General features: G+C 71.6%; 16 protein-coding genes and 1 pseudogene. 5 read left to right on the forward strand and 12 right to left on the reverse strand.

Annotated elements, in window-relative coordinates:
* Nucleotides 1-3 precede the first annotated feature (3 nt).
* Both ABH928_RS14035 and ABH928_RS14040 read right to left on the reverse strand, forming a co-directional pair.
* Entirely contained in the window at nt 4-1,005 is a 1,002-nt protein-coding gene (locus tag ABH928_RS14035) for a glycosyltransferase family 2 protein (RefSeq protein ID WP_370065928.1), read from the reverse strand.
* Between the two features lie 324 nt (nt 1,006-1,329).
* A complete protein-coding gene (locus tag ABH928_RS14040) occupies nt 1,330-1,836 on the reverse strand; it encodes a GNAT family N-acetyltransferase (RefSeq protein WP_370065930.1) in 507 nt (168 codons plus the stop codon).
* Nucleotides 1,837-1,942: 106 nt separating this feature from the next.
* Between ABH928_RS14040 and ABH928_RS14045 the strand changes: the two genes are divergently transcribed.
* The gene (locus tag ABH928_RS14045) at nt 1,943-2,506 is read left to right on the forward strand and encodes a hypothetical protein (protein WP_370065932.1); all 564 of its coding nucleotides are present in this window, start codon (nt 1,943-1,945) and stop codon (nt 2,504-2,506) included.
* Nucleotides 2,507-3,036: 530 nt separating this feature from the next.
* Nucleotides 3,037-4,872 carry an ABC transporter ATP-binding protein gene (locus ABH928_RS14050; protein WP_370065934.1) on the forward strand — a complete coding sequence of 612 codons (1,836 nt, stop codon included), beginning with the start codon at nt 3,037-3,039 and terminating at the stop codon, nt 4,870-4,872.
* A 321-nt stretch (nt 4,873-5,193) separates the two neighbouring features.
* Here the strand turns inward: ABH928_RS14050 and ABH928_RS14055 are convergent.
* From ABH928_RS14055 to ABH928_RS14080, 6 genes and pseudogenes are all read right to left on the reverse strand, one after another.
* Nucleotides 5,194-6,402 (reverse strand): annotated as a pseudogene (locus ABH928_RS14055) (glycoside hydrolase family 10 protein); the annotation flags it as partial.
* Nucleotides 6,403-6,751: 349 nt separating this feature from the next.
* A complete protein-coding gene (locus ABH928_RS14060; protein WP_370065936.1) occupies nt 6,752-7,138 on the reverse strand; it encodes a nuclear transport factor 2 family protein in 387 nt (128 codons plus the stop codon).
* A 31-nt stretch (nt 7,139-7,169) separates the two neighbouring features.
* Entirely contained in the window at nt 7,170-7,547 is a 378-nt protein-coding gene (locus tag ABH928_RS14065; protein ID WP_370066100.1) for a signal peptidase I, read from the reverse strand.
* 51 nt (nt 7,548-7,598) lie between these two features.
* Nucleotides 7,599-8,069 carry a hypothetical protein gene (locus ABH928_RS14070; protein WP_370065937.1) on the reverse strand — a complete coding sequence of 157 codons (471 nt, stop codon included), beginning with the start codon at nt 8,067-8,069 and terminating at the stop codon, nt 7,599-7,601.
* Between the two features lie 235 nt (nt 8,070-8,304).
* Nucleotides 8,305-8,856 (reverse strand): isochorismatase family protein, encoded by a 552-nt coding sequence (locus tag ABH928_RS14075; protein ID WP_370065939.1) that lies wholly within the window; start codon nt 8,854-8,856, stop codon nt 8,305-8,307.
* Between the two features lie 145 nt (nt 8,857-9,001).
* On the reverse strand, nt 9,002-9,403 hold the full coding sequence (locus ABH928_RS14080) for a hypothetical protein (protein WP_370065941.1): 402 nt from the start codon (nt 9,401-9,403) through the stop codon (nt 9,002-9,004).
* An 85-nt stretch (nt 9,404-9,488) separates the two neighbouring features.
* Between ABH928_RS14080 and ABH928_RS14085 the strand changes: the two genes are divergently transcribed.
* The 3 genes from ABH928_RS14085 to ABH928_RS14095 all read left to right on the forward strand — a co-directional run bounded on the left by ABH928_RS14085 (nt 9,489) and on the right by ABH928_RS14095 (nt 11,173).
* Nucleotides 9,489-9,725, forward strand: a complete 237-nt coding sequence (locus tag ABH928_RS14085) for a hypothetical protein (RefSeq protein ID WP_370065943.1) — start codon at nt 9,489-9,491, stop codon at nt 9,723-9,725.
* A gap of 192 nt (nt 9,726-9,917) precedes the next feature.
* Nucleotides 9,918-10,331 (forward strand): hypothetical protein, encoded by a 414-nt coding sequence (locus tag ABH928_RS14090; RefSeq protein WP_370065945.1) that lies wholly within the window; start codon nt 9,918-9,920, stop codon nt 10,329-10,331.
* A gap of 308 nt (nt 10,332-10,639) precedes the next feature.
* Complete coding sequence (locus ABH928_RS14095) at nt 10,640-11,173, forward strand: Chromate resistance protein ChrB (protein ID WP_370065947.1); 534 nt, start codon at nt 10,640-10,642, stop codon at nt 11,171-11,173.
* A gap of 52 nt (nt 11,174-11,225) precedes the next feature.
* Here ABH928_RS14095 and ABH928_RS14100 read toward each other — a convergent pair whose 3' ends face one another.
* Genes ABH928_RS14100 through ABH928_RS14115 form a run of 4 tightly spaced genes read right to left on the reverse strand, consistent with a single transcriptional unit; the run spans nt 11,226 to nt 15,220 of the window.
* The gene (locus ABH928_RS14100; RefSeq protein ID WP_370065949.1) at nt 11,226-11,444 is read right to left on the reverse strand and encodes a hypothetical protein; all 219 of its coding nucleotides are present in this window, start codon (nt 11,442-11,444) and stop codon (nt 11,226-11,228) included.
* On the reverse strand, nt 11,441-12,247 hold the full coding sequence (locus ABH928_RS14105; protein WP_370065951.1) for a COG4280 domain-containing protein: 807 nt from the start codon (nt 12,245-12,247) through the stop codon (nt 11,441-11,443). Before ABH928_RS14105 ends, ABH928_RS14100 begins: the two co-directional genes overlap by 4 nt.
* Nucleotides 12,248-12,287: 40 nt before the next feature.
* On the reverse strand, nt 12,288-13,448 hold the full coding sequence (locus ABH928_RS14110; protein ID WP_370065953.1) for an ABC transporter ATP-binding protein: 1,161 nt from the start codon (nt 13,446-13,448) through the stop codon (nt 12,288-12,290).
* The gene (locus ABH928_RS14115) at nt 13,445-15,220 is read right to left on the reverse strand and encodes an ABC transporter permease (protein ID WP_370065955.1); all 1,776 of its coding nucleotides are present in this window, start codon (nt 15,218-15,220) and stop codon (nt 13,445-13,447) included. The genes ABH928_RS14110 and ABH928_RS14115 overlap by 4 nt, the downstream gene beginning before the upstream one ends.
* Nucleotide 15,221: the final 1 nt, after the last annotated feature.

Raw genomic sequence — 15,221 nt, forward strand, 5'->3', positions numbered from 1 at the left:
GCGTCAGGAGCGGCCCAGTACGCCGCGGACCAGCATCGGCAGCTTGGCACCCTGGAACGCGCCGTAGGCGCCGTTGGCCATCAGCTGGAACCTGACGCCCTCCTTGCCCTTCGGGCGCTCGTAGCCGCTCGGCTGGTAGCGCTGGTAATGCTCACTGGCCTTCTGGAAGAACGCCTGCCGCTCGTCGGTGGGGATGCAGTCGGCCAGGGCGAGCAGGAAGAGGTAGTGACGGATCATCCGGGTGAACAGGTGCGGTGCCACGGTCGCCCGGAGGCCGTCGTCCAGCATGCCGAACGTCTCCTCGTACCGCTCGAAGACGTCGAACTGCGTGCCGCCCGGCGATCCGGCCGGGTGCTGCGTGTGCCTGCGCCGGATCTGCACGCAGTCCCACTGCAGCACGGCGGCGCTGCCGGCGGCGAGCATGGCCCGGTACACGACCGGGATCTCCTCGTGCAGCCCGTCCGGGAAGCTGAGTGCCTGTTCGTTCCAGAACTCGCGACGGAACAGCTTGTCCCAGCAGTGCGCGGCGGTGCCGAACAGCTCCGGCTGGTTGGTGAGGCGGAAGGGGGCGCGCCCCTGACGGGCCAGCAGGTCGGAGGCGGCGCCGGGCCAGGATTTGCCGAGGTGCAGCCGGTTGTGGTCGAAGAGCAGCATCTTCAGCCCCGGAGAGCTCGCCAGCCGGTCCGCCATCGCCTGAACGGCGCCGCCCCAGACGATGAGGTCGGTGTCGAGGAAACCCACGTACTGCCCGGTTGCACGGGCGACGCCCGCGTTCCGGATCCGGCCGATGCTCGCGACCTCGTCCAGCCGCACGACGGTGACGCGTCGGTCGGTCCGTGCGAGGTCCTCGATCAGGTCGACCGGGCACTCGGGCGACGCGTCCGCGACGACGATGACCTCCAGGTCCTGGAACGACTGGCCCAGGAGGGACTGCAGGCAGGGCTCCAGGCTTTTGCGCGAGTCGTGCGCAGGCAGGACGAAGCTGATCAACGGAGAGCTGGACATGGCGGGAACCTAGGGCCCGGACCTGCGCGTGAACAAGATCGGGCCCCCGCGTGGGGCAGCATCGTTATGCAATCGGCCGCAGACCTTCACAAGATCACCTCAGAAGGTGCACGAAGGGGCGACGCAGGTCACACCGGTGTCCGGATGTGACTGTTCCTCATCTTCAACGTCCTTGTGAACACCAAGAGTTGGGCGGGGATACGGCGAGGGTTCGGCGCCTGGCGCAGGCGGTCCCCGAGCACCGGCACCGTCGGTTGACGAACGATGCGTGGTACCTGGGCGTGCGCGAAGCTATGCAGGCGCGGTACGTGCCTACGTACGTCGTCACGGTAGCGTGCGCGTCATCCACACCCGATCGCGGCCCTTCTCGTCCAGGGTGACGTGGTCCCGCTCGAACCCGACCTTTTCGAGCACCCGGAACGACGGAGCGTTCCAGCCGCCCACGGTGGCCCAGAGCCGTTGCCGCCCGGTCGCCGCCGCGGCCTCCACGACGACGCGGGCCGCCTCGGTGGCGTAGCCGTTCCCGTGCACCCGCTTGAACAGCTCGTAGCCGATCTCGGGCTCTTCGGGGGAGCCACGGCCGATCAGCAGGCCGCAGTAGCCGATGAAGTCCCCCTCGTCGCGTCGACGGATGTGCAGCAGTGCGAAGCCGTTCTTCGCGGCTTCGACACGCGCCTCCTCGATGTATGCCCGGGCCCGCTCGACGGTCGTTCCGTCGCTTTCGCGCTCGCCGACCAGGGCGCACAGTTCCTCGGCGTCCGCCCCGGTCCCCAGTTCCAGGATCAGCCGCTCGGTTTCGAGGTGAAAGGGCATCGGTTCGTAGGCGCTCATGGCCACGACCCTATCCGTACAGAACCGGAGCCGCTTCCGCGCTCGTCGGTACACATGACCGACGACCAACGGGGTGGAAGCGCGACGAGCGGGGAGGCCGGGTTCCATGGGGCGACGCGAGCGATGGAAAGAACCGACCTACAGCCCGACACCGCAGGAAGTCCTCGACGTCATGGAGACCATGACGAAACCGACGTCGGCGGGGACGATCGCGCTGGCTCTCGACGCGAAGCGCGGCGCCTTCAGATATCGCCGGTTCAGAAGCCGCCCGCCGCGCACCTCGCCCACCGCGTTGGAAGCGGTGCTGGCGGAGCTTGAACGCCAAGGCGCGGTCAGGTCCGAGGCGAGCCGTTCGCTGCTGCTCGGGACCGGACTCCCCGGAGGTGGCTCCTTGTGGCTCACCGAGGCCCGGTGGGAGGAATGGCGGCAGCGGGAGGCGCGGCGGCAGGCTGCGGCGGACCGGGCTGCAGCGGACCGGGCTGCGGCCGACAGGGCGAGGCTCGGGGAAGCACCGCGGCGCCCTTCATCCTTCGTTGCGAATGATCGACGGGAGGAGCGGGACGAGGGCGGCAGCCCGGTGAAGCGGGCGGTCGACGAGACGCTGGCGGAGAACAAGCGCATGTACAACGAGTACCAACGCCGCAGGCCCGGCGAGGGCGGCGCGTCGTGACCTCCGCCGCCGGGTGAGAGTTTCTCATCTGGATCGCGCGGTCATGGCACTGCTCACCGGAGCCCTCGAGCAGCTGCGATTTGTGTACGTCGGATATTCGTTGCTCCGTCCGCGTGACGGACACCGTCCCACGTTCGGCTTATTTTCTTGAGTGCCAGACGTGAACTGACGCCGTGTAATCTCACGTGTCTCTCAGCAACAGAACGCCACCTTCGTCTCGAAGTTTTGCCACGATCTACTCAGTTCCTCCACCGAGTGCTGGAACTGGAATCAGTAAGGATCTTTGAGAAGGAGAACTCTGATGAGCCTTCGTTTCCCGGGCCTCCGTCGCCACGGCTGGAAGCACGACCGCCACCACGACCGTCGGCACCACTGCCGCCACGGCTGGGGCCGTCACGGCCGCTGAACGTCGCCGCTGAGGCGGTAGACGGCGAGAGTCACTTCGGGGCGGGTCCGCGGCACGGGGCAGCGGACCCGCCCCTTCGGCATGAGTTGTGGTCAGTTGTGGGGATTCGAGAGGAGTGGGGCGGATGGGTACGTCCACGCCGACGCAGGAGGCGGGGATCTCCGCTCCGGCGGATGCCGAAGTCGAGGCGCTACCAGGCCGGCGGTCGTCCGCAGTGGACGACGACGGCGATGCGCCGGCGGAGTCGGGGGAGTCGACGGAGCCGGCGCAGGCGGACGCGTCCGGGCTCCGTGCGCTGGTGCGGTTCTGGCCGTTGACGCGAGGTGACCGGCGCTGGCTGGTGCTGGTCAGCGTGTCGCTGGTGGTGACCGCGCTGGCGGAGACCGTGGCGGTGTTGCTCTTCGGGGAGCTGACCGACAGCGCGTTGCAGACGGGCTCGCTGCGGGCGTACTGGGGGCCCGCAGGCGTCTGGCTGGCCGTCAGCCTCCTTGCCGCGCTGGTCGGGTTCGGCGGCAACTGTCTGGGTGCGTGGGTCGGGGAGCGGTTCATCCTGCGCCTGCGGGCGCGGGTCTTCGCGCACCTGCAGCGGCTTCCGGCCGACTTCTTCCGGCGCCACCGCCCCGGCGACCTCGTCGAGCGGCTGACCGGTGACGTCGCTGCCGTGGAGGAACTGGCGGTGACCGGCGCGATCGGCATCGCGTCCGCGGTGGTCAGCGCCGTGCTGTTCAGTGCCGCGCTGTTCTGGCTGCGCTGGGACATGGCTCTGGCCGTACTCACTGCCGCGCCCGTGTTCTGGCTGGTCGCACGGGTGATGACGGACCGCGCGGAGGTCGCCGCCCGCGCGCAGCGTGCCGCCGACGGTGCGGTGAGCGCGGTGATCGAGGAGTCGCTGCGGGGTGGGACGCTGCGTCGGATGTTCGGCCGCCGGGGGGAGGAGGAGCAGCGGCTCGACGTCGAGGCGGGCGGCTGGCTGCGGGCCACCATGGCGGCGGTGCGGCTGGAGGAGTGCTACCACCAGGTAGTCGTGGTCCTGGAGGCCGGCTGTGTGCTGGGCGTGATCGGTCTCGGCACCTGGGAGGTCGGGCACCACCGGATGACGGTCGGTCAACTCATGTCCTTCGCGGCCTTCCTCGGGTGTCTCTACCCGCCGTTGCAGTCATTGGGGCGCACCGCACTGCTGTTCACCACCGCCACCGCTGCCGCGGATCGGGTCGCCGAGATCTGGGACGCGCCGGTCGCGGAGGGCGTAGGTGCCGTCGGCGGCGCGGCGGAGCCTGAAGCGTCCGCCGCAGCACTGGAGTTCAGCGACGTCTCGGTCCGCTACCCCGGCGCCGAGCAGGACACGCTGCGCGAGGTGTCCCTCGTGCTCGGCGCGGGCCGAACCGTCGTCGTGTCCGGGCCGAGCGGGTCCGGGAAGTCCACGCTGGTACGCCTCGCTCTCCGGCTCGTCGACGCGACCGACGGTCAGGTGCTGCTGAACGGCCGCCGACCGGACCAACTCCCCACCGAGCGCCTGCGCGACGAACTCACCCTGGTGCCGCAGCACACCGACCTGCTCCCTGCTCCGGTCGGCGACAACATCGCCGTGGCCCGACCGGACGCGACCCGCGCCCAGATCACCGCAGCGGCGCGGGAGGCGGGCCTCCACGAGGCGGTGTCCCGCCTGCCGCAGGGCTACGACACCGTCCTCGACCCCCTCCAGCCCCAGCTCTCGGGCGGCGAGCTGCGCCGACTCGCGCTCGCCCGCGCGTACCTGCGCGACTCCGCGGTCTGGATCCTGGACGAGCCCACGGCGGGCCTGGACCCGCAGTCCGCCGCCGCGGCCGTGGCCGCGCTGCGCCGTCGCACGGCGGACCGTGCGGTGCTGATCGTCACCCAGGGCCCGGCGCCGTACGCCTGGGCGGACACCCACCTGGTCCTGAGCGAGGGACGTCTGACGGTCGAGGCAAGCGTCGGCTGACGGGCGATGCTGTCCGATTCAGTCGGCGGAGACAGGCGTGCTCTCCCGGTTGGCGCGGTCGACGGACGTCGCCGCGTAGCTCCAGCCGTCGGCCGCGGCGGGTCCGGTCCATGACGCGGAGGGCGCGCCGGGGAGAACGGCGACCAGCGTGCCGAGGGCGGCCTTCGAGTTCTGGCGCTGCAGCCGGATCGCATAGCGGCTCGGGGCGGCGTGCTCCGCCCGCGCGCGCAACGTCAGGGTGACCGTTCCGGTGGCGGAGCCGGGAGCCGCCGCGACCAGCGGCGGCAGCGGCGGTCGGCCTGCGGCGAGTCGGTGGAGGACCGGCGGCAGCGCGGGCCGTTGCCAGTGGTCGGCAGCCAGCGTGCTGACGCCGCCGAGCCGGTCGGCGATCACGTCCGTGCAGCTGTACAGGAGTTCGCCGTCGATCTGCGGCAGGCTCGCGTCGAGCGTGAGGTGGCGCGACAACTCGCCGGGGTCCTGCCAGGCGGCGGGCTGGCCGGGGATGCCCACTCTGAAGACGCCCTGCCCGATCCACAGCTGGACGTTTGTGCCGTCGACGGCGTTCGCCCACCACCGGGCCAGCACCGCGTAGTCGGCGACGCGCGTGCCGATGCTCCAATACAGCTGCGGGGCGATGTAGTCGACCCAGCCGTTGCGGACCCAGCGAAGGGTGTCCGCACTGAGGTCGTCGTAGGACTGGAGGTTTGCGGTGGCCGAGCCGCGCGGGTCGGTCGAGGCGTTCCGCCAGGTACCGAACGGGCTGACGCCGAAGGCCGCTTCGGGACGGACGGCACGCACCCGGGCCTGCATCTCACGCACCAGCAGGTCCACGTTGTGGCGCCGCCAGGCGGCGCGGTCGGTCCAGCCTGAGCCTTGGCCGTACGTCGCGAACGCGTCGTCGTCGGGGAAGGGCGTGGTGCCGTCCGGGTAGGGGTAGAAGTAGTCGTCGAAGTGGACGCCGTCGATCGGGTAGCGCGCGACCGCGTCCAGGATCGCGTCCTCGACGAAGGCGCGCGCGGCCGGGACGCCGGGGTTGTAGAGGAGTTGCCCGCCGTAGCGAACCACCCAGTCGGGGTGCCGTCGGGCGGGATGGTCGGGGACGAGCGCCCCCACGTCGTCATGGACCGAGACACGGTAGGGGTTGAACCACGCGTGCAGGGCGAGGCCGCGCGCATGGGCGGCGTCGACCATGAAGCCGAGCGGGTCGTAGCCGGGGTCCTGGCCCTGAACACCGGTCAGATACTGCGACCACGGCTCGAACGGCGACGGCCAGAAGGCGTCGGCGGTCGGGCGCACCTGCACGAACACGGAGTTCAGCCCGAGCCGGGCGGCGTGGTCGAACAGTCGGACGAGCTCCGCCCGCTGCTCGGTCGGCGTCAGCCCGGGCCGGGACGGCCAGTTGGCGTTGCGGACGGTTGCGATCCACTCGCCGCGCAGCTCGCGGCCCGAGCGGTTGGCTGTGGCTGGTGCCGCGACTGCAGCCGCGGCACCGGTGGCCAGTTGGGGGAGGCCGACGGCGGCCGTCACCAGGACCGTGGCGCTCCGCAGCACGGCGCGGCGGGTCGTCGGGAGGGCGAGCGCGGCAGGGGAGGGCGGGTGGTCCGGCACGGGTGCTCCTGGGGCGGCCGAGGACGTGGTGGCTGATGGCTACCACGCGATGGCCGCCGCCAAGACCGATGTCCTCCGGAGAGCGCACAGTCGGAGTCGGACGTCAGGGGTCAGATGTCGGGAGTCTGAAGTCTGAAGTCAGGAGCCGGGAGCGGGAGGTCGGAGCTCAGTCCGCGGGGACGCGCGCGAGCGCGGCGGCCAGCGCGGTGCGCTGGTACGGGCTGAGGGCGCCCAGGCGGGTGTCCTCGTCGGCCCCGGTGAGCGCCCGGTCTCAGGCGGGGCTGACGTGAGCGGCGACGACGCGCCAGCCGTTCCCCGGCGTATGGACCCAGGTGCGGGTGTAGCGCACGCGCGCGGTGAATTCCTGCCCCTCGAGCGCTCCGGCGAGCGTGCCGAGGAACCAGGTGACGCCGGTCGCGCCGTCGACCAGGACCGTGAGGTCCTCCTCGTCGACGCGCGTGAGGCGTTGACGACCGCTCTTCTGGATCTCCAGGTCGTCATTCTTGCCGTACAGGCGTCCGTCGGGCCCGGTGAAGACCAGGCGGTCGTCGAGCAGCACATCAAGTGCATCGGCGTCAGCGGCAAGCTGCGCGGCTTGAAGCCGGCGTTCCGCGGAGCGGAGTTCCTCTGTCAACTGACCGGTGCGATCGGCATTCATGCCCGTCACGCTACCCGCGCCGCACGGGTCGTTACTCCTCGGTGGGCGGCTGCACCGCGTAGCCGGGGACGGACGGCCACCGGACCGTCATGACGACGGACTCCTCCTCGGCGACCCAGGAGTGGTCGACGCCCCGACCCCACACCACGTACTCACCCTGACGCTCCAGCACCACGCTCCGGTCGCGGAACTCCATCCGGAACCGGCCGCTGATCAGCACCAGCAGGGCCGTCCGGTGCTCGCCCTCGACCCACTCCAGCCGCTTGTCACCGGCCGGGTGGACGCCCCACTTGATCTCCACGTCCTCGCTGTGGCGCGGATCGCCGGGCTCCTTGAAGTGGCCCAGGATCCAACCACGGTCCAGCGCCGCGTCGGCGCCGGCATTACCCACGTACACGGAGTCCTTCACGCTGTCGTTCACGCCGCCGCACGCTACCAGCAGGTCACCGGGGGCCAGGGATCAGGCTTCCTCCTGGATGTCCGAGATCAGCTTGGTGCTCAGGTCGCTCTGCACCGCCAGCCTGGTGTGAGTGGCGTGGGGGCCGGTGCCCCAGGTGAGGGTGACCGTGGTGAAGAGGTGTCCGGCGCCCGAGTCGTGGTAGCTGACCTGCCAGTGGGTCGGCACGTCCTGGGCGCGCAGGACGCCGTCGGCGTGGTTGGCCTCCTCCCAGACGGTCAGCCGGTGCTGGAAGTCGCGGGTGAGGTAGTGGCTGCGGAGTTCGTGGCCGAGGCTGTCCGTGCCGTCGGAGACGGCGTCGACGTAGGCGCCGTAGAAGTCGGCCACCCGGTGGGCCGCGGAGTCCGGGCTCCCGCCGCGGACGCCCGCGGTGTGGTCGGCGGCCACCGGGTGGGCCACCGCCTGCGCGGAACAAGGGGCGATCAGGGCAGCGAGGGGCAGCAGCGCTGCTACGAGGCGAACGGGAACGCGCATCTGTGAGGTCTCCTCCGCTCGAACACAGGCCCGGAGCACGGGCTGTACGCGAACCACTCTTGCCTGGTGGACGCGTCTGGACGTGGCTGCCCGGCCGAGAGGTCACCTGTTCGGACGGGTGAATCCGCGCGCCCGGCCCCGTGCGCCCGCGTCGCGTCCGTGACCAGGCGTCAACTGGACTCGGCGCAGCAGCAGGAGTGCCCCATGACGCCGCTGATGTGCTCAACCGATGTGCTCAGTCGAAGCTGACCTTCTCCGTGTCGACAGTCCCGCCCTGGCGACCGGGAGCGCTCTGGTACTGCCAGTACAGGTTGGTGTGCGCGATCACCTGGGCCGGGGAGGGGGCGCCGTAGGCGGAGTGGTCCTCGGTCGTGTGGGCGTCGCCGACTAGTGTGGCGTCGTAGCCGCGGACCATGGCCCCGTGGAGGGTGCAGCGGACGCACGCGTCCGTCTGGGCACCGGTGACCACGAGCCGGCCCACCCCGCGCGCGGCGAGCTGCGCCTCCAGGTCGGTCTCCTCGAACGCGTCGCCGTGGGACTTGTGGACGAGCGGCTCCTCGGCCAGCCGGACCAGCTCGGGCACGTAGTGCCAGGCCTCGCTGCCGCGCTCGAGGTCGCCGTCGGAGTGCTGCACCCAGACCACCGGCACGTTCTCCGCGCGGGCCTTCCCGACGAGAGTGTCGATGTTCGCAATCACACGCTCACGGTCGTGGACCCGCTCGACCACGCCGTTCTGGACGTCGATGATCAGCAGAGCGCTGTTCGGGCGGTCGGGCAGGGTGGTCATGGGAAGCCCTCGTCTCTCGTCGCGGATCCTGTGTCCCCACCCACGCTAGGACGCCCCACTGACAAACAGCGTCAGTGGCCGAGGTGAGCTGCTCGGCGCCCGGGATGCGCGCGGCGTGGAGTGCGGCGTCGTGAGAGCTGACGCGTCACTGGATGCGTCGGATGGACGCGCCCACCAGCTGGCCGTTGGTGACGGTGTACGTCCCCTCGTAGACCTGGAGCGTGCCGTCGGTCTGGGTCGCGTAGAGCACGGCGTGGACCTGGGAGGCGCCGAAGTCGCTGACCGTGCCGAGGCTGATCGACGCGGTGTCGGCGAAGCCGGCGACGTACTGCGCGTAGCTTTCGCCTGCGATGTTCCTGCCGCCGAGGGCCCAGGCGGCGGCGTAGTCGTGGTCGGTGAGGTCCTGGTAGTACTGCTCGACCACGGCCGAGGCGTTGGTCAGCGGCGGACTGGACGTGGCCGGAGTGGACGTGGCCGGGGCGGTCGACGTCGGAGGTGCTGGGGGCGCGGGTGGCGGGCGCGGAGTCGCTGTCGTCGTGACGGTCACCGTGGGCGCCGGGGGCGCCGTGGGTGCTGCGGCTCGCGCGGTGGAGGACGGCGCGGCCGGGTGGTGAGGCGCAGGCGCGGTGGTGGTGACGGTCACCCTCGGTGCCGGCGTCGGGGCCCTGGACGAGGGCGAAGCCGGGTACGTGGACGCGGTGGTGGCCGGCGCAGGGGCGGGCGCGGCCTGGTGGGTGACCGTGGCTGTCACCGTGCGGGTCGGGGTGCTCACGGACCGGGAGGGTCCACTGCTGCTGCACGCCGCGGCGGCGGCCAAGACGCAGGCCGTCGCGGTCGCGACGAATACGCCCTTCACTCCTCAAGGCTAGGACGCCCCACGCCCGCAGGCTCATCGGAGCGTGACAGCCGCTGCGGGGCGGCCGTCACAGGTCGGGGTGCGCACGACAGGCTGGTGGGGGCACCCCCGCTGAACGGCCGGACTCCTCACGACTGGGCAACCGGTGGGCCGGGCGGGGCGTGAGGGCAGATGTCAGCAACGAGATCACCTGAGGGGGTACATCGTGTTCCAGACCTTTGCCCGACTGCTCACCGTCGGCGCGATGGCGGGAACCGTCGCGGTCGCCGGGATCGGCAGCGCGTCGGCGAAGAGCAGCATCGACTTCCAGGCGAGCCCGCACGCCCAGCACGTCGGGCAGTGGTTCACCGTGCACGGCACCGGCGTCAGCGACAACAGCGGATGGCAGCGGTTCTGCGTCCAGGAGCACTACGGCACCAGTGGCACCTGGCAGACCGTGTGGTGCGGGCGGATCGTCGACCCGACGCGGCAGAACGCGGTCGGGTACGGCTGGGTCCGTGCGGGCCACCAGGGCGTGCTGGAACTGCGCGGAGTGCTGGAGGGAGTGCAGAGTTCCACGGGCGGCAAGACCTGGCTGGATGCCGAGTCCGACCCGGTCACGGTCAACGTCGTGCGCTGAACGCGGGTGTGGGGCCGGGCCGTTGAGTGTCGCCCGGCCCCGCGAACGCCCTGCGGGCCACGCCCGGCACCGCGCGGCCCGCAGGGTAGGGGAGGGCCGGGCCGCTGCTCCGTGTTCATCTGCCCACGGTTCGTACGCCACCCCGACTGCAACCGGCCGTCATCGGTCGGCGTGATCATGATGGGTGGGCTCGGGCACGTGGAGTGCGCGGACTGCGTGGAGTGCGGTCAGGTCACGTACTGTTGCGGCAGGCAGTGGATCGGTGCGGGAGGAAGATCGTGGGGCTGGGCGCCTCGGAGCGGCAGGCCGTGAGTCTGCGTTGGTTGGTGCTGGTCTACAAGATCCCGGCGGAGCCGACACGGTTGCGCGCGGGGGTGTGGCGGAAGCTCAAGGGTCTGGGCGCGATCTACCTGCAGAACTCGGTGGCCGCGCTGCCGGCCGGAGGCCCGTCCGAGCGCGCGCTGCGGCTGCTGCGCAACGAGATCGTCGAGATGGGCGGCACCGCGTCGCTGTTGGACGCGGGCGTGCTCGGCGGCGGAGCCGAGATGGAGGACCAGTTCAACGCGGCGCGCAACGACGAGTACGAGGAGATCGTCGACCGCTGCGAGGACTTCCTCGGGCAGATCGAGAAGGAGTACCGGGCCGAGCACTTCACCTACGCCGAGTTGGAGGAGAACGACGAGGACCTGGTGAAGCTGCGCAACTGGTTCGCCAAGGTCTCGGCGCGCGACGAACTCGGCGCCGCCGGCAAGGCGGCGGCCGAGGCCGCGCTGGAGCGGTGCGCGCAGGTGCTGGACGAGTACGCCGGGCGCGTCTACGCCGAAGAGGGGGACGGCCGCTGACAGGCGGTCATCCCCCTCTTCGAGTTCACATCGGGCGGCGCGACCAGCGCCGCTACTTCTGCCGTGCGGCCTTGACGACCCGGGCCAGTGACAGGCCGAGCAGTCCGGCGACGGCGATCGGCAGCAGCCACCAGGCGTTCACGCCGGACTGCGTCAGGCCCCACGTCGCCGCGAGGGCCACGGCCACGCCGAGCGCCACGCGCCAGTCGTCGCCGACGATGAAGTCGTACCAGAACTGCCCGAAGGACTTGAGGGCGGCGATGACGCTCATGTGAGGCTCCCCTCGGGGTGTGCCGGGTCGGCGGGGGTGGAAGCGGACGCGGACGAGGCGGCAGCCGCCAGGTCGTTGGCCTGGGCCCGGCGCAGCAGCGCCGTGTATCCGATGGCCAGCAGGGCCACGGCGGGGACGATGACCAGCAGTGCCGTGTCCGAACCGGGCCAGTGGGCCCCGGTGCCCTCGCCCGCCCAGAACATGCCGAACGAGGTGAGCATCGTCCCGACGGCGAACTTCATGGTGTTCTCGGGGACCTTGGCGAGCGGCGCGCGGACCGCGAAGCCGGCGGCGACCACGGCGAGCACGGCGACGACCGCGCCGAGCACGGCCACCGGGATGTCGTGCTGGTTGTCGCCGAAGGTGACGACGATGAACGCCACCTCCAGGCCCTCCAGGAAGACGCCCTTGAAGGACAGCGTGAACGCGTACCAGTCCTTGACCCGGCCGCGTCCACCGGCAGCCGCGCCTTCTGCTGCGGCGATCTCCTCGGTGAAGGCCTTCTCCTCGTCGTGGAGCGCCTTGTAGCCGGAGCCGCGCATGACCGCCTTGCGCAGCCACTGCAGGCCGAAGACCAGCAGCAGCGCGCCGACGACCAGGCGCAGCGCGCCCAACGGGATCTGTCCCACGGCCGGGCCGAGCACGGCGACCGTCGCCGCCAGGGTCAGCAGTGCAGCGACGGTGCCCTGCCAGGCCGAGCCCCAGTGCCGGCTGGTGCCTGCGGCCAGCACGATCGTCAACGCCTCGACGGCCTCCACCGCACAGGCGAGCAGGACGGTGAAGAAGAGTACGTACGACGTCATCGGCCACCTCCAGGGTGCAGTTCTGAGCGAAGACGGATGGTCATGGGATCTCCACGGGTGTGCGGTTGAACAGGTGGGAGTCGTCGCCGTCGGAGTGCGAGGGCGACGTGGGGTAGGCGAAGCAGCCGTCCGGGTCGAGAGTGACGCGGACGGGGGTGCCGCGCAGATGGGGTTGTCTGTCGAAGACGCCGGTGAGCCGGGAGCCGTCGGCGAGTTCCACGACGTGGTCGTAGCCGCGTCCCCGGTACGCCGTGTCGGTGACCGTACCGGCCAGGCCGTCACCGCCGCCGACCGAAGCGTCCGGGGCGTCCGGCGCGTCCGTGATCGTGACGGCCGCCGGACGGATCAGGACCTGGACGGACGTCCCGTCCGCGCCGCACGGGCCCATGCAGGTGGCGACCAACGACCCCGCCTCCGTGGTCAGCAGGACGCGGTCCTGGTGCGCAGGGCCGTCCGTACGGCCCGTCAACTCCCCGGCCAGGCCGGTGAAGCGGGCGACGAACGGGGTGGACGGGCGGTGGTAGACGGACTCCGGCGTGGCGAGCTGGACCAGGCGCCCGGCCTCCAGGATGCCGACCTCGTCGGCCAGCGCGAAGGCCTCGGACTGGTCGTGGGTGATGTAGACGGCGGTGGCACCGCTCTCGCGGGTCAGCGTGGAGATCTCCACGCGCAGCCGCTCGCGCAGGTCCGCGTCCAGGTTGGAGAGCGGCTCGTCGAAGAGCAGCAGTCCCGGGCTCGCGACCAGCGCGCGGGCCAGGGCGACGCGCTGCTGCTGGCCGCCGGAGAGCTGGTGCGGATAGCGGTCCGTGTGGTCGGCCAGGCCGACGCGTTCGAGGACCTCCTGCACCCGGCGCTCCGCCTCCGGACGGGGCAGCCGGCGTCGCCGCAGCGCGTAGCCGACGTTCCCGGCGGCGGACATGTGCGGCCACAGGGCGTAGTCCTGGAACACCATCGCCAGATCCCGGCGGTCCGGCGCCAGATGGACCCTGCCCTCGGCCAGCGCTCGCCCGCCGAAGCGCACGGTGCCGCCGTCGGCGCGCTCGATGCCCGCCAGGCAGCGCAGCAGCGTGGTCTTGCCGGAGCCGGACGGCCCCAGCAGCACCAGGAACCGGCCCGGTTCGACGGTGAAGGAGACCTGGTTCAGCACCCGCGTCGACCCGAAGGACTTGCTCAGCTTCTCGACCTGCAGTTGCTCGGTCACGACAGGGCCTCCAGACGACGGGCCGCGGGCAGGAACAGGCGCATCGCGCCGAGGACGACGGCGATCAGGACCAGCGCGCCGAGGACGACCACGACCGTCATCGCCGCACCCGCACCCAGGTCGTACCCCTGAAGCTGCCGGGTGATCGCCACCGACAGCGGTTCCTCGCCCGGCGGGGCGAGGAGTTGGGAGACCGGCAGCTCCAGCAGGGTGCCGCAGAAGGCGATCAGCCAGGTCCACACCAGCGAGCCCGCGACCAGCGGCAGAACCGCTCCGGTCCAGGCAGCCGCCGAGCGGCGGCCGTGCGTGCGGGCCGCCCACAGCAGCGAGTCGCTGACCTGCCCGAGCGACCCGGACAGCAGCCGGGCTGCCGACGGCAGCGCGCCCGCGAGGTAGCCGAGCACCAGCAGCGTCGTCGTCCCGTACAGGTCGATGCCGAGGCTGGAGGCGATGGGCAGGTTGTAGGTGAAGATGTAGCCGCTGGCCAGCAGCACGCTGGGCAGCGCGATCGCGGCGAGCAGCAGCAGGTCCAGCAGTCGCCCGGCGCGTCCGCCGCTCTGGCGGGCCAACGCCCGTCCGGCGACGGCGCCGAGGACGACCGCCGCGCACGCGGTGATCGCGGCCAGGCGCGCCGAGTAGCCGAGCGCGGACATCAACTCGCCCGAGTGCAGCACATGGCGGAAGTTGCCCAGCCCCAGCGCGGACAGCGACACCTGGCCACCGGAGGGCAGCAGCGAGGCCGCCGCCGCGCCGAAGGCCGGGACCCCGGCCGCGGCCAGGAAGAAGCCGACGACGCCGGTGAGCGCCGCGACCTGACCGCCGAGCCCGAGCCGCGTCCGGCGCGCCGGACGGGTGCGGCCGGACAGGATCTGGAAGCTGCGTCCGCGCATCGACCGGCGCTGCGCCAGCAGGGCGATCCCGACCAGCCCCAGCAGCAACCACCCCATCGCCGAGGCGCTCGGGAAGTCGGCGGGGAAGGTCGAGATGGACTGCTCCATCGCCCCCGTGACCAGCGGGAAGTTGCCCTGCGAAGCCAGCGTCGCGGCCACGCCGTAGTCGGAGATCGACTCGGCGAAGACGATCGCCAGCGCGGCCCACAGGCCGGGCGCCAGCATCGGCAGGATGACCCGCGCCGTGGCCAGCCGACCGCCGCCGTGGGTACGCGCGGCGTCCTCGAACTCACGGCCGAGACCGCGCAGGACGGCCGTGATCGCCAGGTACGCGAACGGCACCCCGCGTGAGGCGAGCACCCAGATCACGCCGACCGGGCCGAAGACCACGGACCGCAGCACGGCCGGGTCGTGGCCCAGCATGCGGTCCAGCACGCCCTGTTGCTCGACCAGCCAGGTCCAGCCCAGCGATTCGAGGTACGAGGGGGCCAGCAGCAGGGCCCACAGCAGCAGCCGCCACAGGCCCTGACCGGCGAGCGTGGTGCGCTCCGTCAGCCAGGCCAGCGCGACGGCGACGACCGTGGCGAGCACGGCGGCGCCGAGCCCGACCAGCAGCGAGTCCAGCAGCGCGTGCAGCGTCCAGCCGGAGAGCACCTGCTGGAAGGACGACAGGGTGAACCAGGAGTCGCCCTGCCCCAGCGACTTGGGGCTGATCGCGACCAGCAGGAAGCCGGCGACCGGGAGCAGCAGCACGGCGGCGAAGCCGATCCACGGCAGCAGCCGCAGCGCACCGGCGGCACGGCCGCGCGACGCGAAGCGTCGGGGGACCCGGGCCGCACCGACGGCGGTGCGCGGCCCGGGGGCGAGCGTGGTGTCGGTCATG

Source organism: Streptacidiphilus sp. MAP5-3, from assembly GCF_041262505.1.
Classification (GTDB): Bacteria; Actinomycetota; Actinomycetes; order Streptomycetales; family Streptomycetaceae; genus Streptacidiphilus.